Here is a 21,041-nt window from a genome sequence, read left to right on the forward strand (position 1 = left end):
AGAGGCGGAGCCGCCGGTCAGTCGGTCAACTGGTCCCCCACCAGCGCCAGGTTCTGGATGGCCGCCAGACCCCACTGCGCCGTGTCGTTCGTCGAGATCCACGGCGCCTCGTCGACGGCATTCAGCGCCTGCGGCCCGCTGATGCGCGTGGTCTTCAATGCCTTCTGCCCGCGCGGGTCATCGGCCAGGAACTCGTGCCAGGCGCGCCGGGCCAGTCCGACGTCGCGCTTCTGCGCCGCGGCGTAGGCCGTCAGCCGCGAATGCCCCACGCTCAGCACCGGGCTGCCGCCGTGCGGGGAACCGAGGGCCTTGACTTGTTGCGCCTTGGGCGCGTTGTACAGCTCGCAGTACTGCAGCCACGCTGCCTTGAAGGCGGGCTCGTCGATCAGCTCCACGAGCTCGGCATTCATTTCCACCGCGCCAAAGACCGCGCTCAGGTGGCTGGCGCTGATCTTGTCGCCGCTGACGTTGTGGAAGGCGCCTTCGCTGGGCCCGTCCGGCTCGTAGCCACCGCTGCCGGTGAAATAGCCGTGCGGCATGGCTGCGATGCCGCGCATGCCGCGCAGCAGCTTGTCGCGCCAGCGGCGGTCGCCGGTGCGTTCCCACTCGGTCATCACGTTGGCGACGACCGAGCCCCAGTCGGTGCCGAAGCCTATGCGGGCGGGCCAGGGGCCCTTGTCCACGCGGCCGGCGATCTTGCGCACGGGGTCGACTTCGTCCATCTTGGCGTCGACGTGCAGCACTTCGCGCATGACGTCGCCCACGCGCTCATCGGCCGTCAGGTAATAGTAGAAGCGCCGGTAGGCCGCCGTCGAGATGCGCGCTTGTTTAGCGCTGCAGCCCCAGTGCTGCACGTTGTGGCGCGTGCCCAGACCCTGGAAGCGGCCGAGGTGGTAGATATCCACCTCGCTGGTGTGCCGGACCATGGCCTCGGCGAAGCGGAAGATGTCGGCGCGACCGCTGCGCAGGTAGCTGTACCAGAGCCACAGGTCGGGCGACAGCTCCGAGTTGTCCCACGCAAAGCCGCCTACGTCGTAGCGCCACTCGTGCCGGTCGGCGTCGTAGGTGTGGCGGATGTCGCCGTAGTCCCAGAAACCGTACCAGTGCCGCTGCTCGACCTCCTTCCTGTAGAAGTCGAACAGAAAGTCGAGCTTGTCCTCGATCTGGCGCCGCACCGGCGTGCTCCGGTCCGGCAGGCTCCACAGCCGGCCGAACACGCCAGCCGACAGATAACGCTGCGGTGACGCGGCCAGCTGGGGTGGCGTCTGCACGGTCGCGGCCATTTGCACGAAGCGCTCCCGCGTGGGCGTGGCGGGCAGCGCCCACAGCGTGATCTCGCTGCTGCGCGCAATACCCACCGGTGTGCCGAAGCCCTTCTCGTAGTCCTCGTACGTCATCTCCAGGCCTTCGAGCTCCTGCTCGTGGGTATCCTGCCCCAGGCCATCGTGATAGAAGCGCAGATCCATCGCCGGCGCTTCGGGTGCGTGCATCCACAGCGTCACCTGCGCGGCGTCGCCCGTCGCGTTGCGGATGTCGAGCTGCGTCGGGTGGCGCTGCCAGAAGTCGCGCAGGCCGAAGGCGATGCCGCCGCTCGCGCCGCCGATGTAGCCCGTGCCCGGTGCGCGACGGCCGAAGGCGGCGGGGATCCAGCCGTGGCCGGCCTTCGTGCGCTTCTTGATCTGGAAGCCGTCGGCGCTCAGTTGGCTCAACGTGTAGTCGCCCCAGGCCGGAATGCGGTGCTGCAGCTTGCGCACCTGAGCGCCCCATTGCTCCAGCGGCGGCGTGGCACGGCCGGCGAGCTGCGCTTCGCGCACCGCCGCGCCCGGGTCGCGGCGCAGGCCGGTCAGATTGCGCACGCCCTCGGCCCACAGGCCGCCAGCCTCGCCGGCAAAGCGCACATGGCGGTCGACCAGCGCATCGCGCATCGGCACGTCGAAGCGCAGGCCGATGCCCCGCACGAAGTCCTTGTGCTCATCGCCGTCGAAGACGAAGGTGTGCATGACGCGCACGGACTCGGCGCCGGCGTAGAAGTAGAGGCGCACCGAGAACGGCAGCCAGGCGCGGCCGCTGCTGCTGCGGTGCTGGCCATCGACCTTGACGACCGCCCGCACCGGCCCGGTCTGTTCGACGGTCAGCCGGGTGATGCGGCTGTCGAAGGCGGTCTGCGTGATCGGTCCTTGTTCTGCGTCGGGCTTGTCGTCCGCCTGGGCGACGAGCCGGCAGCGGCCCAGCAACTCGCGGCCGTCGCGTTCGATGCGCTGGATGAGCGCGTCACCGCTGCGCGGCAACCGGACACGGAGCACGCCTGTGTTCACGTCCACCGCGTCGGGGCTTTCGGTGACGCTGACCCTGGGTGTATCCGCAGGTTGCTCGGCCGCGCCGGGCAGGATGCGCGGCGCGGCACCGGCGTCGACACCGGCGGGTAGCGCATGCGCCGTCCATTTCAGCGAGCCATCGGGCCAATAGGCCAGTGGCCACGTCTGCAGCGGCAGCGGGCGGCCGTCGGTGCCGGTGGCGTGGAAGGCCTGGGACGACAGATGCGCGCCGCGCGGCCAGGGCAGGCCCAGCGTGGCGCCGGTCATCAGCACGGGAGCGCCACCGTCCAGCCAGCGCAATGCATCCGCATCCGCGGGCAGGGGCGTTGCGGCCGCCGTGGCAGCCGCTGCGGCCGGCAAGGTGGCCAGCCCGGCGAGGCCGCCGACGGGCAGGGCGGCGGTCTTGAAGAAGTGGCGACGGCTGAAATCGGTCATGGGCGGGCGGGATGGACAGCAGGAAGTTCGGAAATGGTCCGGGTGCCGGCGGCGCGGCCCCAGAGTCGTTCATAGGGCCAGCCGGTCAGCTCCTCGACGATGCGCTGGTTCTCGGCGCTCTCGGCCTCGGTCGCGCCGGCACGCAGTCGCTCGACCTCGTGCACCAGCACGGCGTGGGTACTCGAGTTCAGCCGGAAGCGCCAGGACGCCAGTGCGCCCAGCATGAGCATCAGCATCGGGCCGCCCACCATCAGCGCGGTGACCGTCTGGATGGCCTCGGGGCTCTGCACGACGACCTCGCCGGGCTTCGTGCGGATGTAGCCGCCCACATCGATGATCCAGCCGCTGGCCATGATGGCGCCGCTCTGGGCCAGCTTGCGCACCAGCGTCATGACACCGGCGAAGATGCCTTCGCGGCGTTCGCCGGTGACGGCCTCGTCGACATCGGGCAGGTAGTTGTAGACCGACCAAGGCACGAAGTTCAGCGTGCCGCGGCCCAGGCCTGCCAGCATGATGGGCACGAACAGCCAGAACGCCAAGCTTGCTGAGAAGCCGGGCAGCGACGGGTTCAACGCGTCGAAGATGTTGGTGCCCAGTGCCTTGAAGCCATCGGCAAAGCCCGCCGGCCGCGCCACGTAGAACACTAGATACAGCAGCAGCGCCGCGCCGAACAGTGCGGCCGCCAGCCGGTAGGCCAGCACGGGGCCGGTGCGGATGACGATCTGGATGGCCAGCATCACGGAGACGAGCTGGGCCACGTACATGACCGTCATCAACTGCGAGATGGCCAGCGTGGCGCCCATCAGCACCGTCGCGACGAAGAAGGCGAAGGCGCTGTTGAAGATGTCCTGTGACAGGTAGCCGCCGAGGTAGATCGCCAGGTGCTGGCGGAAGGCGCGGATCTTCAGCGTCGAGAACAGGTCCCGGAACATCTTGACCGGGATCATCAGCACGGCCTCCAGCTTCACGCCGCCGAAGGTCTGCGACATGATGGCCTGCTCCCGCGTGCCGTAGGGGCGCTCCCAGGTCGTCAGCACGACGAGGGTGACGACCACCGAGAAGGCCACGCCGAAGATGGCGGCCATCCAGAAGAAGGTGTCGGGCGAATCCTTGCCGCCGAACTGGTTGATCAGCAGCGTGGGCAGATAGGAGGCCAGGATGGCCGAGCCCTGCGCAATGATCATGCGCGCGCCAGCGAACCTAGCCTTGCGCTTGTAGTCCTTGGTCATCTCCGCGGCCAGCGTTTCCCAGGGGATGAGAAACATCGTGTAGAGCAGCTCGAAGAAGATGAAGGCAGCCAGGTAATACCAGAACGTGTGGCCGGCGCGGAAGATGAGCGCGAAGCTGGGCAGCAGTGGGATCGTGATCAGCAGGAACAGCTTGCGCCGACCGACTTTGCGGCCCACCCAGGTGTGGCGTAGGTTGTCGGACACATAGCCGATCAGCGGGCAGGTGATGGCCTCCAGCAGCCGCGGCAGACCGAGGATGAGGCCCGCTTCGCCGGCGGACAGGCCGCAGAACGTCGTGAAGAAATAGAACAGCCAGCCGGTGACGACGGCTTGCGCGCCGGCGCCCAGCACGTCGCCGGAGCCCCAGCCCCAGTAGTTGATCCAGGTGGGCTCTTTGGCGGAGGGATGGAGATTTGGGGGCGGATTCATGTCTCTGGCTGTCTGCGCCGTGGTTGTTCACGCGCTTGTTATTTGTGGAGCCCGCCTGGGCGAATAACGGGTGGGGTCATGGAACCAACCCCTATTGCCGTGTGGCCCGTCAGATGAACCGCACCAGCAGCTCGCCCATCGCCAGCAGTGCCATCGCCTGCCCGAACGGCATGGACGTGAGCGGGATGTCCTTGTATTCCTGCAGCGTGTTGAACACCGGCGTGCCGAAGCTCACCTGGGTCAGCTCGCCCGTGTCGTTGATGTGCTTGCGCACGGCCAGCGCGGCCTTCACGCCGAAGGACTCGTAGTCCTTGGAGATGTAGCCCTTGCGAACGGCCTTCAGGATGCCGTAGGCGAAGCCGGCAGAAGCCGCTGCCTCGTCGTACGAGGTCGGGTCGTCCAGCAGCGTAGGCCACAGGCCGGACGGCGACTGGCACTTGGCCAGCGCGCTCACCTGCGCTTCCAGCGTCGAGACGAGGAATTGGCGGAAGGCGTCGCCCTCGGGCAGGTTCAGCAGCTCGATGAACTCAGGGATGACGATGGTGACCCACGAGTTGCCGCGCGCCCACAGCGCGTTGGCGAAGTTGTGGCGGCCGTCGAACGTCCAGCCGTGGAACCACAGGCCGGTCTTGCGGTCGGACAGGTATTTGATGTGGACGAGGAACTGGCGCTTGGCTTCCTCGATGTAGTGCGGTCGGTTCAGCAGCAGGCCGAACTTGGCCAGCGGCAGGACTGACATCATCAGTGTGTCGTCCCACAGCTGCTGGTGGTTCACGCTGTTGTAGACGATGTGCTGGAAGCCGCCTTCCTCGGTGCGCGGCAGGTCGCGGTAGACCCACTCGGCCCACCGGTCGATGTAGGGCAGATAGCGGCGATCGCCGGCGCGCTCGAACAGGAAGGCCAGCGTCAGGAAAGGCGCCACCGTGTTGATATTGCGGCTGGGCATGCCCTCCTTGAAGCGTGCCTCGAACCAGCTGGTCATGATGTCCCAGGCCTTGGGGTCGCCCGTCAGCTCCCAGACCTTGTAGACGCCGTACAGGCCGACGCCGTGCGTCCACTCGAAGCCGTTCCAGCCCTTGGTGTCCAGCACGCGCCCGTCGTCCAGGCGCAGCAGGAACTTGCCGTCCTTGTCCTCGATGTTGATCAGGTTGTGGATCAGCCGGTCGATGGCGCTGCGGATGTCGTCGCGGTCCGCGCCGAGGTGGGCCGTGTGGTGGGCCAGCAGCGGGTGGATCTTGGAGGAATCGACGGGCTTGAGGATCTGGTTGGACATGGTCTTGTCTCGGGTACTGCTTCTAGAAATGGAGGGCCAGTACGGTGCCTGCCACCAGCGCCAGCGCGATGCAGGCGGCCAGGATGGTGAGGCGTTCGGCGGCGCTGCTCATCGTTGCAGCGTGCGCGGCTGCGGCACGGTTTCCAGCGGCACACCACCGCGGACCACGGCCAGCGGCACGAGACGCACGGCCTCCAGCGCGTTGGCGGGCTGACCATCGGTGGTGACGGCCAGCGTCAGTGTGTTGTCGCCGTTGGGGTTGAGGATGCCCGGCGGCAGCACGAACAAGCGCTGCGGGCCGACATGGGCGATGAACTGGCCCAGGTTCCAGCCGTTGACGAAGATCAGCGCGCGGTTCTCGACTTCGGAGCGCGGCTTGCTCGTGTCGCCGAACGCCAGGCCCAGCTGCACGTCATGACCTTGCGGCAGATCGAGCTTGAAGTTCGTGCGCAGCCAGTATGTGCCGGGGGCGGGCGGGGCGGCGTTGGGCGCAGCAGCGTCCCAGCCGGCCTGTGGCCTGGCCGGATCGACCGGCAGGTACCAGCCCATGCGCTCACCAAACAGGCCGCCGTTGTTCATCGGGCCGCGCACGAGGTCGGCGATGTCCTCGCCGCCCCTGTTGCCCTGTATCTTCCAGGCGATCGGCGTGGCGAAGCGTTGGCCGCCCTTGGGCGCGATGGAGGCGGCGATGAGGCCGCGCGCTTCCTTGTGCGCGTCGTCGGCAAAAAGGTCCCAGTTGTGCGATCCGTTGCGCACGACGGCGGCCAGCACATGCTCGCCCGGCGACAGGTCTTTCAGCAGCCGCTTGAAGGTGTCGGTCGTCTCGGGGAAGGGCCGGCCAGTGTCGTTCTCCTGCTGGCCGAGGAACTTGCCGTCCAGCCAGACCTGAATCATGCCGGCGCCGCCACCGCCGAAGAACAGCTCCAGCTGCTGCGGCTTGGCATCCTTCGTCGTGAAGCGGCCGCGGTACCAGACGTCGCCGTGGTGGAAGCCGTAGTCGCTCATCGACAGCACGGGCTGGCCTTTATCGGGCGCGGTGTAGACGTTGGCGGCCGACGCGGCGGCGTCCGTCTTGCGCCACGCGCTGTCGTCGAAGGCCGGGTCGGCTTCGAGCGAGTCGAAGCGGCGCGTCCACGCCAGCTGCGTCAGGTCGGGCAGTTTGATGGCATCCGGGCCGGGCAGGGCGGTGCGGGTGGCGAGACTGAAGTCCTGCGCGTTCGTCGCGATGGGCTGCCCGTCGAAGGCGAGGGCGGTGATGCCGTCGGGCACCCAGGCGCGCAGCGCGCTCGGCGCGGTCGTGTCGCCGGTCAACTTGAGCGTCTTGCCGTCGATGACCGCCGTGCGGACGAGGCCCGGGCTGCGCACCAGAACGGCCTGGTCACTCGACTTCAGGCGCCAGAACTCCTGGCCCGTCCTTTCGTCGGCGATCAGCAGCAACAAGGGCGAACGGCCGCCGCCGCTGACGAAGATTTCGATGAGGCCGGTGTGCGCGTAGTTCAGCCGCAGGTCGCCGCTCTTCGCGTTCCAGTTCACCTGCGCCTGGCCGCGCAGCAGTTTGACGGTCGGTTTCGCTGTGTAGCGCAGCACGGTTTCGCCGTCGTCGCCGTTGCGGCCGTAGAACAGCGCAACGTCGCGCGGGCCCTGCTGCAGCTGGGCCTGCAGCTCGCTGGTGCTGTAGACGAGGTGATGCCGTTCCAGCGCGTAGCTGGCCAGCAGCAGCTTGGCGTCTTGACCGGTCAACGTCAGCTTGCCGGCCTGCGGCACGGCATAGCTGCCGTCGGTCGTCTGCAGCTTGAACGAGAACGCTTCGGTGCCGGTCAACTGGTTGTGCTGGGCGAGCAGTACATGGCTGCCAAGCGTCTTGTTGACGTTGTGATAGAGCCTGACCTTGGCGTTGCCGCTCTCCAGCGGCTCACCCTTGTCCATCTGCGCCAGCACGGGCGTGGCCGCCTGCACGAAGCCACCCAGCTGCTTGAGCACCAGCGCCTTGTCGCGCATGACGCGGGCCTCGCTGATCGGCGCGCCGTAGTCGTAGCTCGTGTAGACGATGGGCCCCGGCTGCCAGCCCCAGCTGGTGCCGCCGAAGGCCATGTAGATGCTGTGGATGGTCAGTGCGTTGATAAGGCTGCTGCCGTAAAACACGCGCTCATAGCCGCCGCCCTGGCGCTGGGCCGTGCACTCGTAGGTGCCGTTGCTGCCCCAGTAGTCGAACCAGCCCGCGCCGATCTCGGCGACGAAGCCTGGCGTGTTGGGCGAGGCCAGCGAGCCGACCTTGGGATAATTCTTGCCGTAGATGCCCCAGTCCGGCGCTGGTGCGGGCGTGCCAGGTTGGGCGTCCACGCCGCAGACGCCGCCGGGGTAGCCGTCGAAGGCGTAGAGGTCGGTCGGGCCGGGGTTGGCGAACGGCGCGGTGGAGTTCTTTGGCGTCCAGTCCGGCAGCCGCGACGCGGCATTGTGGAACAGCGGCACGGTGATGCCGTCGGCGCGCGCCTTGTCCGCCAGATGCTGCATGTGGCGGATGTTCTTGGGCTGCACGGAGAACAGCTCGTTCTCGATCTGGTAGGCGATGACGTTGCCGCCGCCGTTGGTGATCTGATGCCGCGCCAGGATGGCGTTGATCTGCGACATCCACTCGTCGGCGGCGTTCTGGTACTCGGCCGCGTCGGTGCGCGCCTCGGCGCGCTGGCGCAGCAACCAGCCGGGGTAGCCGCCGGCCGTCAGCTCTGCGTTCACGTATGGGCCCATGCGGGCGATGACGTAGAGGCCTTCTTCCTCGGCCATCTGGATGGCGCGCTCGATGTTGCGCACGCCGGTGAAGTCGTAGTGCCCCGGCTTGGCCGAGTGGTAGCCCCAGCTGAAGTAGAACGAAACGGCGTTCAGGCCCGAGGCCTTCATCTTCTGCAGCACGTCACGCCACAGGCTGGGCGAGGGCAGGCGGAAGGGGTGGATCTCGCCGGCGAAGATCATCTCGCGCTTGCCGTCGATGATCAGCGAATGGCGGTCCCAGGCGATGGCCTTGGGTTTGGCCTTCGGCGCCGTCGCTCGTTCCAGTTGCGCGGTGTCTTCGGAGATGACGGTGAAGTGCCGCACCGTGCCCGACACGCCGCCCAGCTCCCTCTTCGGCGTCCACGTCTGTAGTCCGTCGAAGCTGTCGGAATACCAGTAGCGCTTGGTCGTGTAGTCGTCAAAGTAGATGCGCCAACCGGGCTTGCCATCCGCGTCCTTGATGGGCACCAGCGCCTGGCCCTCCGACGGGCCACCCCAGCCGGCCCAGTCGCCGGTCTTCTGCAGCGTCCACGGGCCGTCCAGCGTTGGTGCGGTGGCCATCTCGATGAACTTGGTGGTCTCGTTCTTCGCGAATGCGACGTAGCGGCCTTCGTCGGGGATGACGAAGGTGTCGATGTAGTTGCGTTCCAGCCCCTGCATGGGCACCGGGTCGCCGAAGGTCGCAAGGCCGGCGTCCAGCGCCTTGACTGAGTAGGCCGCGAACGGGCCCTTGGTGCCGGCCTTGGACAGGCTCACGACCAGCTTCAGGCTCCCGTCGTTGTCGCGGAACCATTCCGGCGCCCACACGTTCGTCACGCCGGGCAGCTTGACCGGCACGTCGGCCACGTGAGTCCAGTTCTTCAGATCAGCGGACTTGGCGATGCCGAAGGTCGAGCCGTTCCAGTTGGTCGTGTAGGCGACGTAGTAGAGGCCATCGGCGGCGCGGACGATAGATGGGTCGCGCAGCAGTTCCTTGGCCGGCGTGTAGACCTCTGAGCCCAGTGACGTGAAATTGATGCCGTCGGTGGACGAGAACAGGCTCAGCGTGTTCTGCGACGTGGCCATGAAGGCCGACATCAGGAAGGTGCGCTCGCTCTTCTTCACCTGCAGCTGCGTGCTGGTCTGGGCGCTGACGGCCGTGGGCGCTTGCTGGCCCGGCAGGTCTTGCGCGTGAACTGCGGCACACAGCAACAGCGAAGCCAGCGAGACCAGCCGGAGGGCGGAGCGGGGCGACGAGGCAAAGGCAGCTGGCATGTGCGGATCGGGATGCAGGGGGCCATGTTCAGTGTCACCCGGTTCCCGGCGGCCAAAAAATCAAGCGCTTGCGAGAAAGCCGCATCACGGTGCCGTTCGGATGACGGCCTGGAAGGGCCGCCGGACACTGCCGTGCGAGAGCCGGCGAAAATGGCGCTCTATGTTCAGTTTCTTCAAGAAGGCGCCGCCGCCCGCACCCGCCGACGACGCGCCCACCCTGTTGCCCGAAGGCTGGGTCACGAAGCCGGCCAGCCGGCCCGCTCCTGAGCCTGCGCCGCTGCCTGCCGCAACGTCGTCACCCGCGCCGGTGGCAGCTCCCGCGCCAACGCCTGCGCCTGCCACGCCGCCCCCCCGGCCGGTGCTTGTTGCCGCACCGGCGCCGGTCGCAAGCCCGGCGCCCACCCCCGCACCGACGCCCACGCCCGCGCCGACGCCGGCCCCCATCGCGCCGCCGCCGCGGCAGAGCTGGATGGAGCGTCTGCGCGCCGGCCTGCGCAAGACAGGCAGCAGCATCGCCAACGTCTTCGCCGGCACGCAGATCGACGAACAGCTCTATGAGGAGCTGGAGGAGGCGCTGCTGCTGGCCGACACCGGCGTCAAGGCCACGCAGTTCCTGCTCGAGGACCTGAGGCGCCGCGTCAAGGAAGCGCGTGCCACGGACCCGCAGACCGTGCGCGGCCTGCTCGTGGACGCGCTTGCGGAGCTGCTCGCGCCGCTGGAGAAGGGCCTCGAAGTGGGGCGCTTCACGCCCACCATCATGATGGTCGTCGGCGTCAACGGCGCCGGCAAGACGACCAGCATCGGCAAGCTGACCCGCCATCTCGCCGAAGCCAACCAGCGCGTGCTGCTGGCCGCCGCCGACACGTTCCGTGCCGCGGCGCGGGAGCAACTGGGCGTGTGGGCCGACCGCGCCCAGGTGGAGATCATCAGCCAGGAGGGCGGCGACCCGGCGGCCGTGTCGTTCGATGCGGTCAATGCCGGTCGAGCCCGCGGGGCCGATGTCGTCATCGCCGACACGGCCGGTCGGCTGCCGACCCAGCTCCACCTGATGGAGGAGCTGAAGAAGATCAAGCGTGTCGTCACCAAGGCTCAGGCCGACGCGCCGCACGAGGTGCTGCTGGTGGTGGACGGCAACACCGGGCAGAACGCGTTGAGCCAGGTGAAGGCCTTCGACGAGGCGCTGGGCCTGACGGGCCTCATCGTCACCAAGCTGGACGGCACGGCCAAGGGCGGCGTGTTGGCGGCCATCGCGCGCGAGCGGCCGGTGCCGGTGTACTTCATCGGCGTGGGCGAGAAGCTCGAAGACCTGGAGACCTTCAGCGCCCGCGAGTTCGCCCGGGCGCTGCTGGAATAGGGCGGCCGGACGGCGGCCGCCGTTGCTCAGTGCTCCGCGTGCGGCGTGTCGGCGTAGTAGCCGTCGGCTCGCGGCGCGGCGCGGTGGAAGAGATTGCGGCGCATCGTCTCGTCGTCATCGCCCTGCCAGCCGCGTTCCCATAGCTCCACGGGCAGGCCCGTGGCTTCCAGCACGCGCAGCAGGCGTTCGCGCCGGCGCAGCTGCCGCACCTGATCCTCGGCGACGGGCATCAGCACGACGGCGCAGACATAGCCGTGTTCGTCGCACAGCGCGAAGTCGGCCGTCAGCAGGCCGGTGCGCGACAGCCATTCACGGTAGGAGTTCTTGCGTGGCACGCGCACCAGCTTGTGCAGCGGCACGTGCGACAGCAGGAAGCCCTTCGGATGCTGCAGCGCCAGCGCCTTCGTCAGGCATTTGTGGGCGTGGCGTTCTGCGCTGGACAGGACCCGTGACGGCGTCGGCGGCCAGCGCAACACCGTGTCCGCGGGCGCAAGATCGGGCTCGTCGTGAGGGTGCTTGAGGCGATCGAGCCAGGCGCCGACTGTGCGGGGGAGATGGAGATTCAGCATGGCCGCGAGGCTACCGGTGAGCTTGGTGCTTGACCATGTGCGCACCTCCCTTTAACTGGGGAGGAGATGTGAGGACATGTGACGGCGCTGTCGCGAGACTGTCCCTGCTGTTCGCGCCACGAGAAGCTGGCGTTCTCGCCCTGAGGACAACCCTTAGCCCATCAGGCCGCCGAGGCCTTTCATGCCGCCCATGCGCTTCATCATCTTCATGAGGCCGCCGCCCTTCATCTTCTTCATCATCTGCTGCATCTGGTCGAACTGGTTCAGCAGGCGGTTGACGTCCTGGATCTGCACGCCGGCGCCCTGAGCGATGCGCTTCTTGCGCGAGGCCTTGCTCTTGCCGTCCATCAGCAGCGCGGGGTGGGTGCGCTCCTTGGCGGTCATTGCGCGCAGGATGCCTTCCATGCGCTTCATGTCACGCTCGGCGCGGTCCATGTCGGCCTGGCCGGGCTGCTTGCCGCCCATCATGTTCTGCGGCAGCTTGTCCATCAGGCCGCCGAGGCCGCCCATCTTCTTCATCTGCGCGATCTGCTGCAGGAAGTCGTTCAGGTCGAAGCCGCTGCCGCTCTTGAGCTTCTCGGCCATAGCCTGGGCCGAGGCCAGGTCCACGCTCTGCGTGACCTGTTCGACCAGGGCCACGATGTCGCCCATGCCCAGCACGCGGCCGGCATGGCGGTCGGCGTCGAACACCTCCAGGCCGTCGATCTTCTCGGAGACGCCCGCGAACTTGATTGGCGCGCCGGTGATCTGGCGCACCGACAGCGCCGCGCCGCCGCGCGAGTCGCCGTCCAACTTGGTCAGGATGACACCGGTCAGCGGCAGCGCCTCCTTGAAGGCCTTGGCCGTGTTGATCGCGTCCTGGCCCTGCATCGCGTCGACGACGAACAGCGTCTCGACCGGGTTCAGCACCGCGTGCAGTTCCTTGATCTCGGCCATCAACGCTTCGTCGATGGCCAGGCGGCCGGCCGTGTCGACCAGCAGCACGTCGAAGTAGTGGCGCTTGGCATGGTCAAGCGCGGCCAGCGCGATGTCGCGCGGCTTCTGGTCCGGCTCGGACGGGAACCATTCCCCGCCAGCCTGCTTCGTCACCGTCTTCAGCTGCTCGATGGCGGCGGGGCGGTAGACGTCGGCGGAGACCGTCAGCACCTTCTTCTTGCGCTTGTCTATCAGGTGCTTGGTGAGCTTGGCGGTCGTCGTCGTCTTGCCGGCACCCTGCAGGCCGGCCATGAGGATGACGGCGGGCGGCTGCGCGGCCAGGTTGATGTCGGCCACGCCCTCGCCCATCGTCGCGGCGAGTTCCTTGTGCACGACGGAGACCAGCACCTGACCCGGGTTCAGCGAGCCGACAACCTCCTGGCCCAGCGCCTTCTCCTTCACGCGGGCGATGAAGTCGCGCACCACGGGCAGCGCCACGTCGGCCTCCAGCAGCGCCATGCGCACTTCGCGCAACATGTCCTGGACGTTGGTCTCGGTGATGCGGGCCTGGCCGCGCATCGTCTTGACAAGGCGACTCAGGCGGTCGGTGAGGGTGGATGCCATGGTGGGGAGGGGTCTGGCGTCGGCAGAACGGCGACGGGCCAAAAGTACACTGCGACCCATGAGTTTATCGCCCGCCCTCCTGGGGGAAGCCGCCCCGGCCCAGGCCTTCGGGCCCACCATCGCGCTGGCCATCGCCAGCGGCCTGGCCCTGCTGGGCTATGTCTGGGTCGGCCTGCTGCGGGCCGGCAATGCCGATCTGGCCTCGCGCCCGCCTTTGCGTTCGGTGCCGCCGATGGCGCTGGCCTGGACGGCGCAGTTCGTCGCGCTGTTCATCGACATCTCGGGCTACGGCCTGGCCACGCCCGGTGCGCGCTTCGGTTTCGCGCCTGCGCTGTCGATGACGACCTGGCTGGTGCTGACGGTCTATCTGGTCGAAAGCCGCTTCCTGCCGCTACACAGCGTGCGCCGCGTGCTGGCCTGGCTGGCGGCGGTGGCCGTGCTGCTGGCCTGGAGCTTCCCGGGCGAGAGCCGTCCCACGGCGGCGTCGCCCTGGGCGCCGCTGCACTGGGTGCTGGGCCTCGCGTCCTACGGGCTGTTTGGCGTGGCCGTGCTGCATGCGGCGCTGATGAACCGCGCCGAGGCGCGGCTGCGCCACAAGCAGCCGGGGGCCGGGGGCATGCCGCTGCTGCAGCTTGAGCGGTTGACGTTCCAGTTTGTCGCAGCCGGCGTGGGCGTGCTGTCGCTCGCGATCCTTCTGGGCTGGTGGTTCACGCCTAGCTGGAAGTGGGATCACAAGAACCTGCTGGCCGTGCTCGGCTGGCTCGTGCTGACCGGACTGCTTGTGGGGCGGCGCATCTACGGCTGGCGCGGCCGGCGGGCGACGCGCTGGCTGTACGCCGGAGCCGGTCTGCTGTTGCTGTCGTATGCCGGCTCGCGTTTCGTGCTGGAAGTCATCCTGCAGCGGGGAGCCGGCGCATGAAGTATTTGTTGTTGCTGGGTTTGCTGGCGTTGCTGTTCTTCATGCTCGGCGCCAGGCGCGGCCGGCCGCATGAACCTGAGGCCCGCACGCCGGCGCCGCCACCTTCACCCAAGGCGATGCTGCGCTGTGCCGAGTGCGGCATGCACCTACCGGCCGACGAGGCGCTGCCGGGCCGGGGTGGCGCCTTCTGCAGCGCGGCGCACCGGGCCAGCTTCGAGGCCCGGCAGGGCTCGGCTTGAACGCGGCGAGGCTGTCCCAGGCCGCGCCTCGCGCGTCCGGCGGACGGGCCGGGTCGAGCTGGTTCGTCGAGTCCCCGCCGGCGGAGCCCGCAGAGGGCAGCGCCGCGTTTTCACGCCTGTACCGGGCCTTTCTGGCCGCCCGCGCCGCGCTGGGCCTGGCGCTGATCGCCGCGCAGCTCATCGTCGCGCTGCTGTCCACGCCGCCAGCGGGCTCGACGCAGGCGTTGAGCGCGTCCTACGCGGCTGCGGCGGTGCTGCTGTGGCTGTTCCCGCAGCTGCGCCGTGGCGTCACGCCGCGCAGCCTGGCAAGCATCCGGAGCCTGCACTGGTGGACGGCCATCGGCATCGACCTGGTGCTGTTCGGCGTGCTGCATGCGCTGGACCGCAGCGGCGTGAACTACGGGGCGCTCTTCGTCATGCCGGTGCTGATGGCCGCTGTGCTGAGCCCGCGGCTGCTTGCGCTGGCCACCGCCGCGATGGCGACGCTGGCGCTGCTGGGCGCGGCCGGGTGGGCGCTGCTTAGCGGCGAGGATGTGGGCCTGAAGACGACGCAGGCCGGGCTCGTCGGCAGCGGCCTCTTCGCGGTCAGCCTGCTGGCCGGCGAGCTGAGCGCGCGGCTGGCCCGGGAGGAACGGGCGGCCCGTGGCAGCCTGGCGCTGGCCCGGCAGCAGGAGCTGTTGAACCGCCTCGTCATCGACGAGATGCAGGAGGGCGTGCTCGTCGTCGATCGGCGTGGCCGCATCCGCGCGATGAACCCGGCGGCGCGCGTGCTGCTGGGGGCTGCCAGCGGCGAGCTCAGCTGGCAGCTTCGCGGTCGTGCCGACTGGCAGCCCATCGTGCAGGCGCTGGAGCGCACGTACGCGGGCGGGGTGGGTGGCGCGGGCGCCGAGCTGGATGTGGACCTGCCGCTGGACAGCGGGCCGAGCCGCAGCCTGCGGCTGCGTCTGCGCTTCACGCGCCAGCGCGAGGGCAGCGAGGAGCTGTGCGTGATGTTCGTGGAGGACAACCGCGAGCTGCTGGCGCGCACGCGGCAGGAGAAGCTGGCCGCGATGGGCCGGGTGTCCGCCGGCATCGCGCACGAGATCCGCAACCCGCTGGCGGCCATCGCACAGGCCAATGCGCTCATCGCGGAGGACGTGGCCGGCATGCGGGCCGAGGACCTGACGCGTATGGTGGCATCCAACGTGCAGCGGCTCAAGCGGCTGGTCGACGATGTGACCGAGGTGGCACCCGGCGTGCAGCCGGACACGCAGGTGCTGGACGTCAGCGAGCTGGTGCACGAGACCTGCGTCGACTGGATCGTCGTCAACGGCGTCGAGTCCGGCGCGCAGGGCCGCTTCCAGCTGAAGGTGGCCGAGGAGGGCCTGCATGCGCTGTTCGACCCCGAGCACCTGCGCCGCGTGCTCGTCAACCTCCTGGACAACGCGCTGCGCCACGCCGTGGACGGCGAAGGCACGATCCGCGTGACGTTGGCGCGCGAAGGCGAGACGGTGAGCCTGGTCGTGCGTAGCGCCGGCCCGCCGGTGGCGCCGGAGGTGGAGCGCCTGCTGTTCGAGCCCTTCTTCTCAACGCGCAGCCGCGGTTCGGGGCTGGGCCTCTATATTTGCCGTGAGCTTTGCGAGCGCCATGGCGCTCGCATCGATTTCCGCCGCGCGTCCGATGGCGCGGCCAACGAGTTCTGCGTGCGACTGAGCACCCCCCCTGACGCATGAGCACTGCCCCGCCGCGCCTGCTGGTCGTCGACGACGAGCCCGACCTGCGCACTCTCTACGAGCTCACGCTGCTGCGCGAGGGCTATGAGATCGACAGCGCCGGCACCGTCGCCGAGGCGCTGGCGCATCTGCAGGCCCGGCAGTACAGCGCCGTCATCACCGACATGAAACTGCCTGACCAGACCGGCCTGGCCTTGCTGCGCTGGATGGATCAGGCCGGCAGGCCGGAGAAGGCCATCGTCATCACCGCCTTCGGCTCAGCCGAGAACGCGGTCGAGGCGCTGAAGGCCGGCGCCTACGACTACCTCACCAAGCCGGTGGACCTGCGGCAGTTCCGCCTGGTCGTCGGGTCCGCACTCGGGCGTCAGCCCGCTGCGCGGGCGGCCGAGCCGGCCTCGGCGCCGCCGCGCGCGGGCGCGGGTCCGTCGACTGCGCAGCGCCTGGTGGGCGAGTCGCCCCCCATCCGCGCCGTGCGCGCGCTGATCGACAAGGTCGGACGCAGCATGGCGCCGGTGCTGGTGCAGGGTGAGTCCGGCACCGGCAAGGAGCTGGTGGCCCGCGCCATCCACGACCATGGCGCCCGCGCCGGCCAGCGCTTCGTCGCCGTCAACTGCGGTGCCATTCCCGAGAACCTGCTGGAGGCCGAGTTCTTCGGCTATCGGAAGGGCGCCTTCACCGGCGCGAATGAGGACCGCGAGGGCTTCTTCCAGGCGGCAGATGGTGGCACGCTGTTCCTAGACGAGATCGGCGACCTGCCGCTCGCGATGCAGAGTAAGCTGCTGCGCGTCATCCAGGAGCGCTCCGTGCGCCCGGTGGGCGCGACGGCTGAGACGCCTATCAACGTCCGCATCGTCAGTGCGACGCACAAGGACTTGGCGGCCGAGGTGGCCGCGGGCCGCTTCCGCCAGGATTTGTTCTACCGGCTCAACGTCATCCAGATCCGCGTGCCGCCGCTGCGCGAACGGCTGGAGGACCTGGGCCTGATCAGCGCCCGGCTGCTGGCCCGTATCGCGCAGGATGCCGGCGTGTCTCCGCCGCCGCAGCTGACCGAGGCGGCGCTGCAGACGCTGGCGCGCTATGGCTTCCCCGGCAACGTGCGCGAGCTGGAGAACCTGTTGCATCGTGCGCTGGCGCTCGCCGGCGGCGAATGGATCGACGCCGGTGACCTCGGCCTCCCCGACACCCTGCTGGACGACAACCGCTGTGACTCCGTGCTCGACGCGCTGGAGGTGCCGATGACGGCTGCGCCGGTGGCTGACGGCTTGTCGCTGCCCGAGCAGTTACCTACAGACCTGGCAGGCTATCTGGACGAAGTGGAGCGCGCCATCCTGCTGCGCGCGCTGGAGCAGCACCGTTTCAACCGCACGGCGGCGGCCGCCAGCCTGGGACTGTCGCTGCGCCAGATCCGCTACCGCATGGCGCGGCTGGCCATCTCGGTCGGCGAGAACTGACCTGCGGTTAGGGATCTCGCTCGGGATTTGCCCTGCTTGAATCTGCGCGCGGGCGTTTTTCAACGCCGGCCGGTGATGGCGCAAACCCAGCAACGATGCGGCTTGCGGGCCGGAATCGTGGCGCCTGATCAATGACCATGCGGGTTGTGGCCGGCAAGCCCTTTATCCATCGGGGTGTGCGCCGCGAGGGGCGCTTGCGGTGCGCCGCGAAGCCCCTGGGTTTCACACTATCCGTAGTGCTTGAGGGTGCTGAGTGCCACATATATAGTGTTCCCTCGTGCTATCCTGCTAACCCAGTCGCCCCCATGATCATCTTTCTGGACGTGCTGTTCGCCGAGGTTTTCTGCCAGGCATCACGCACCCGGAAAGCGCGCCGCGAAGCCGGCCGAGTCATGGAGCGGCGGGGATTCACCACCCGTTTCCAAGCCCCCCTCGATGCGAAGGCCCGCCCCCGGGTTGCGGCCGCGCATCGCCTTGCAGTTTCTCGATAAAGGATTCCCTCATGCAACAAGCCGTCTCCGGCCTGGCCCCCGCCATTGCCGCACCAGTCGCGTTTGAATCCGACGCGCCCGCCGCCGCCCAGCCTGCGTCCACGAGCTACCAGGCCTACCAGATCATTCGCCGCAACGGCGCCGTCGTGGCCTTCGAGCCGAGCAAGATCGCCGTGGCGCTGATGAAGGCCTTCCTGGCCGTGCATGGCACGAGCGGTGCGGCCTCGGCCAGCGTGCGGGAGACGGTCGAGCAATTGACCCAGAACGTCGTGCGCGCACTGCTGCGTTCGCGTCCTAGCGGCGGCACCTTCCATATCGAGGATGTGCAGGATCAGGTCGAGCTGGGCCTGATGCGCAGCGGCCAGCACGACGTGGCCCGCGCTTACGTGCTCTACCGCGAGCGTCGCGCGCAGGAGCGTGCCGCACATGGCGAGGCCGCGCGCGCCTCCGAGCCGCAGCTGATGGTGGTGGACCGCGGCGAGCGCCGCCCGCTGGACCTCGGTGCGCTGAAGTCGCTGATCGCCTCCGCGTGCGAGAACCTCGGTGCCGACGTCCGCCCCGAGCCCGTGTTGGCCGAGACGCAGCGCAACCTGTACGACGGCGTCGCCATCGACGAGGTCTACAAGGCCGCCATCCTGGCGGCGCGCACGCTCATCGAGAAGGACCCCGGCTACAGCCGCGCCACGGCCCGCCTGCTGCTGCACACGATCCGCCGCGAGATCATCGGCGGCGAGGTCACGCAGGCCGAGATGGCCCAGCAATATGCCGAGTACTTCCCTGGCTACATCAAGAAGGGCATCAAGGCCGAACTGCTGGACGAGAAGCTGGGCCAGTACGACCTGGTCAAGCTGGGCGCCGCGCTGAAGGCCGAGCGTGACCTGCAGTTCGACTACCTCGGCCTGCAGACGCTGTACGACCGCTACTTCCTGCACATCGCCGACGCGCGCATCGAGATGCCGCAGGCTTTCTTCATGCGCGTGGCCATGGGCCTGGCGCTGAACGAGATCGACCGCGAAGCCCGCGCTATCGAGTTCTACGAAGTGCTGTCGAGCTTCGACTTCATGTCCAGCACGCCGACGCTGTTCAACAGCGGTACGCGCCGCTCGCAGCTGTCCAGTTGCTACCTGACGACGGTTGCCGACGACCTGGATGGCATCTACGAGGCGCTGAAGGAGAACGCGCTGCTGAGCAAGTTTGCCGGCGGCCTGGGCAACGACTGGACGCCGGTGCGAGCCCTCGGCTCGCACATCAAGGGCACCAATGGCAAGTCGCAAGGCGTCGTGCCGTTCCTGAAGGTCGTCAACGACACGGCCGTGGCGGTGAACCAGGGCGGCAAGCGCAAGGGCGCCGTCTGCGCCTACCTGGAGAGCTGGCACCTGGACATCGAAGAGTTCCTGGACCTGCGCAAGAACACCGGCGACGACCGTCGCCGCACGCACGACATGAACACGGCGAACTGGATTCCCGACCTGTTCATGAAGCGCGTCATTGAGGGCGGTGACTGGACGCTGTTCAGCCCGTCCACCTGCCCGGACCTGCACGACAAGTTCGGCAAGGCGTTCGAGGAGGCCTACGTCGGCTACGAGCGCAAGGTCGACAGCGGCGAGATCAAGCTCTTCAAGCGCATGCAGGCCAAGGATCTGTGGCGCAAGATGCTGTCAATGCTGTTCGAGACGGGCCATCCCTGGATCACGTTCAAGGACGCTTGCAACGTGCGCAGCCCGCAGCAGCACGTGGGTGTCGTGCACTCGTCCAACCTGTGCACCGAGATCACGCTGAACACCAACGACAGCGAGATCGCCGTCTGCAACCTCGGCTCCGTCAACCTGGCTCAGCACATCAAGGACGGTGCCATCGACCAGGAAAAGCTGAAGAAGACCACGCGCACGGCCATGCGCATGCTCGACAACGTCATCGACATCAACTACTACGCCGTCAAGAAGGCGCGTGACTCCAACCTGCGCCACCGCCCGGTGGGCCTGGGCATCATGGGCTTCCAGGATGCGCTGTACCAGCTGCGCACGCCCTACGCCTCCGAGGCGGCCGTGGAGTTCGCCGACCGTTCGATGGAGGCCGTCTGCTACCACGCCTACTGGGCGTCGACGGAGCTGGCCGAGGAGCGCGGCCGCTACTCGTCCTACAAGGGCTCGCTGTGGGACCGTGGCATCCTGCCGATCGACTCGCTGGACCTGCTGGCCGAGGCCCGCGGCGGCTACGTCGATGTGGACCGCTCCGTGAGCATGGACTGGGACGCGCTGCGGGCCCGCATCGCCAGCTTCGGCATGCGCAACAGCAACTGCGTGGCCATCGCGCCGACCGCGACGATCTCCAACATCATCGGCGTCGACGCGTCCATCGAGCCCTGCTTTGGCAACCTGTCGGTCAAGTCCAACCTGTCCGGCGAGTTCACCGTCATCAACGAATCGCTAGTGCGTGACCTGAAGGCGCTTGGCCTGTGGGACGACGTGATGGTCATGGACCTCAAGCACTTCGATGGCTCGCTGCGCCGCATCGACCGTGTGCCCGAGGACATCAAAGCGCTGTACGCGACGGCCTTCGAGGTCGACACCTCGTGGCTGATCGAAGCCGGCGCGCGCCGCCAGAAGTGGATCGACCAGGCGCAGAGCCTGAACATCTACATGGCCGGCGCATCGGGCAAGAAGCTCGACGAGACCTACAAGCTTGCTTGGCAGCGCGGCCTGAAGACGACCTACTACCTCCGCACGATCAGCGCGACGCAAGCCGAGAAGAGCACGGTCACGCGTTCGGGCCAGCTCAATGCGGTGTCGTCGGGCGCCGCGCCGGTGACGGCCCAGGCCGCCGCGCCGGTCGCTGTCGTCGAGCCGGAGCTGCCGGCCACGGACATGAAGTTCTGCTCGATCGACAACCCCGATTGCGAGGCCTGCCAGTAAGTCGGAGCACGCGCTCCAGCTTGTATAGACAAGCTGGAGCGTGCAGTTTTCGATGCCCTCGCGCAACAAAGCACGATCGATAGGCGCAAATTCGCGCAACGAGTTCTTGTTCATTTGCGCAAGGCCTGCCGATAATCCGAAGTTATAGGAAGCA

Annotated in this window: 13 protein-coding genes; 7 read left to right on the top strand and 6 right to left on the bottom strand. The window is 68.1% G+C overall.

Annotation, left to right across the window (positions count from 1 at the left end):
• Positions 1-17: 17 nt before the first annotated feature.
• From LXT13_RS00795 to LXT13_RS00810, 4 genes are all read right to left on the bottom strand, one after another.
• On the bottom strand, positions 18-2,750 hold the full coding sequence (locus tag LXT13_RS00795; RefSeq protein WP_233369697.1) for an exo-rhamnogalacturonan lyase family protein: 2,733 nt from the start codon (positions 2,748-2,750) through the stop codon (positions 18-20).
• Positions 2,747-4,408: an MFS transporter gene (locus LXT13_RS00800; RefSeq protein ID WP_233369698.1), complete on the bottom strand. Its 1,662-nt coding sequence runs from the start codon at positions 4,406-4,408 to the stop codon at positions 2,747-2,749. The genes LXT13_RS00795 and LXT13_RS00800 overlap by 4 nt, the downstream gene beginning before the upstream one ends.
• A gap of 109 nt (positions 4,409-4,517) precedes the next feature.
• Positions 4,518-5,681 (bottom strand): beta-galactosidase BglB, encoded by a 1,164-nt coding sequence (bglB, locus tag LXT13_RS00805; protein ID WP_233369699.1) that lies wholly within the window; start codon positions 5,679-5,681, stop codon positions 4,518-4,520.
• 108 nt (positions 5,682-5,789) lie between these two features.
• On the bottom strand, positions 5,790-9,701 hold the full coding sequence (locus tag LXT13_RS00810) for a beta-galactosidase (RefSeq protein ID WP_233369700.1): 3,912 nt from the start codon (positions 9,699-9,701) through the stop codon (positions 5,790-5,792).
• A 160-nt stretch (positions 9,702-9,861) separates the two neighbouring features.
• Between LXT13_RS00810 and ftsY the strand changes: the two genes are divergently transcribed.
• Positions 9,862-11,055, top strand: coding sequence for a signal recognition particle-docking protein FtsY (gene ftsY, locus LXT13_RS00815; protein WP_233369701.1), 1,194 nt, complete (start codon positions 9,862-9,864; stop codon positions 11,053-11,055).
• A gap of 26 nt (positions 11,056-11,081) precedes the next feature.
• Here ftsY and LXT13_RS00820 read toward each other — a convergent pair whose 3' ends face one another.
• Positions 11,082-11,624 (bottom strand): hypothetical protein, encoded by a 543-nt coding sequence (locus tag LXT13_RS00820; protein WP_233369702.1) that lies wholly within the window; start codon positions 11,622-11,624, stop codon positions 11,082-11,084.
• Positions 11,625-11,777: 153 nt separating this feature from the next.
• The gene (gene ffh, locus LXT13_RS00825; protein ID WP_233369703.1) at positions 11,778-13,163 is read right to left on the bottom strand and encodes a signal recognition particle protein; all 1,386 of its coding nucleotides are present in this window, start codon (positions 13,161-13,163) and stop codon (positions 11,778-11,780) included.
• Positions 13,164-13,221: 58 nt separating this feature from the next.
• Here ffh and LXT13_RS00830 point away from each other — a divergent pair, with 58 nt between their 5' ends.
• From LXT13_RS00830 to LXT13_RS00855, 6 genes are all read left to right on the top strand, one after another.
• Positions 13,222-14,082 carry a cytochrome C assembly family protein gene (locus tag LXT13_RS00830; RefSeq protein ID WP_233369704.1) on the top strand — a complete coding sequence of 287 codons (861 nt, stop codon included), beginning with the start codon at positions 13,222-13,224 and terminating at the stop codon, positions 14,080-14,082.
• A complete protein-coding gene (locus tag LXT13_RS00835) occupies positions 14,079-14,321 on the top strand; it encodes a PP0621 family protein (RefSeq protein WP_233369705.1) in 243 nt (80 codons plus the stop codon). The genes LXT13_RS00830 and LXT13_RS00835 overlap by 4 nt, the downstream gene beginning before the upstream one ends.
• Positions 14,318-16,033 carry a sensor histidine kinase gene (locus LXT13_RS00840; RefSeq protein WP_233369706.1) on the top strand — a complete coding sequence of 572 codons (1,716 nt, stop codon included), beginning with the start codon at positions 14,318-14,320 and terminating at the stop codon, positions 16,031-16,033. Before LXT13_RS00835 ends, LXT13_RS00840 begins: the two co-directional genes overlap by 4 nt.
• Positions 16,030-17,484 (top strand): sigma-54-dependent transcriptional regulator, encoded by a 1,455-nt coding sequence (locus LXT13_RS00845; RefSeq protein ID WP_233369707.1) that lies wholly within the window; start codon positions 16,030-16,032, stop codon positions 17,482-17,484. Before LXT13_RS00840 ends, LXT13_RS00845 begins: the two co-directional genes overlap by 4 nt.
• 305 nt (positions 17,485-17,789) lie before the next feature.
• On the top strand, positions 17,790-17,975 hold the full coding sequence (locus LXT13_RS00850) for a hypothetical protein (protein ID WP_233369708.1): 186 nt from the start codon (positions 17,790-17,792) through the stop codon (positions 17,973-17,975).
• Between the two features lie 11 nt (positions 17,976-17,986).
• Positions 17,987-20,887, top strand: coding sequence for a ribonucleoside-diphosphate reductase subunit alpha (locus LXT13_RS00855; RefSeq protein WP_233369709.1), 2,901 nt, complete (start codon positions 17,987-17,989; stop codon positions 20,885-20,887).
• Positions 20,888-21,041: the final 154 nt, after the last annotated feature.

It is taken from the genome of Pelomonas cellulosilytica, assembly GCF_021353265.1.
GTDB lineage: Bacteria > Pseudomonadota > Gammaproteobacteria > Burkholderiales > Burkholderiaceae_C > Pelomonas > Pelomonas cellulosilytica.

Excerpts from the sequence above, each read along its gene's own strand:
- LXT13_RS00795 (WP_233369697.1), bottom strand. The coding sequence starts at position 2,750 with ATGACCGATTTCAGCCGTCGCCACTTCTTCAAGACCGCCGCCCTGCCC.
- LXT13_RS00810 (WP_233369700.1), bottom strand. The coding sequence starts at position 9,701 with ATGCCAGCTGCCTTTGCCTCGTCGCCCCGCTCCGCCCTCCGGCTGGTC.
- LXT13_RS00855 (WP_233369709.1), top strand. The coding sequence starts at position 17,987 with ATGCAACAAGCCGTCTCCGGCCTGGCCCCCGCCATTGCCGCACCAGTC.
- LXT13_RS00845 (WP_233369707.1), top strand. The coding sequence starts at position 16,030 with ATGAGCACTGCCCCGCCGCGCCTGCTGGTCGTCGACGACGAGCCCGAC.
- LXT13_RS00830 (WP_233369704.1), top strand. The coding sequence starts at position 13,222 with ATGAGTTTATCGCCCGCCCTCCTGGGGGAAGCCGCCCCGGCCCAGGCC.
- LXT13_RS00850 (WP_233369708.1), top strand. The coding sequence starts at position 17,790 with ATGATCATCTTTCTGGACGTGCTGTTCGCCGAGGTTTTCTGCCAGGCA.
- ffh (WP_233369703.1), bottom strand. The coding sequence starts at position 13,163 with ATGGCATCCACCCTCACCGACCGCCTGAGTCGCCTTGTCAAGACGATG.
- LXT13_RS00800 (WP_233369698.1), bottom strand. The coding sequence starts at position 4,408 with ATGAATCCGCCCCCAAATCTCCATCCCTCCGCCAAAGAGCCCACCTGG.
- ftsY (WP_233369701.1), top strand. The coding sequence starts at position 9,862 with ATGTTCAGTTTCTTCAAGAAGGCGCCGCCGCCCGCACCCGCCGACGAC.
- LXT13_RS00835 (WP_233369705.1), top strand. The coding sequence starts at position 14,079 with ATGAAGTATTTGTTGTTGCTGGGTTTGCTGGCGTTGCTGTTCTTCATG.
- bglB (WP_233369699.1), bottom strand. The coding sequence starts at position 5,681 with ATGTCCAACCAGATCCTCAAGCCCGTCGATTCCTCCAAGATCCACCCG.
- LXT13_RS00820 (WP_233369702.1), bottom strand. The coding sequence starts at position 11,624 with ATGCTGAATCTCCATCTCCCCCGCACAGTCGGCGCCTGGCTCGATCGC.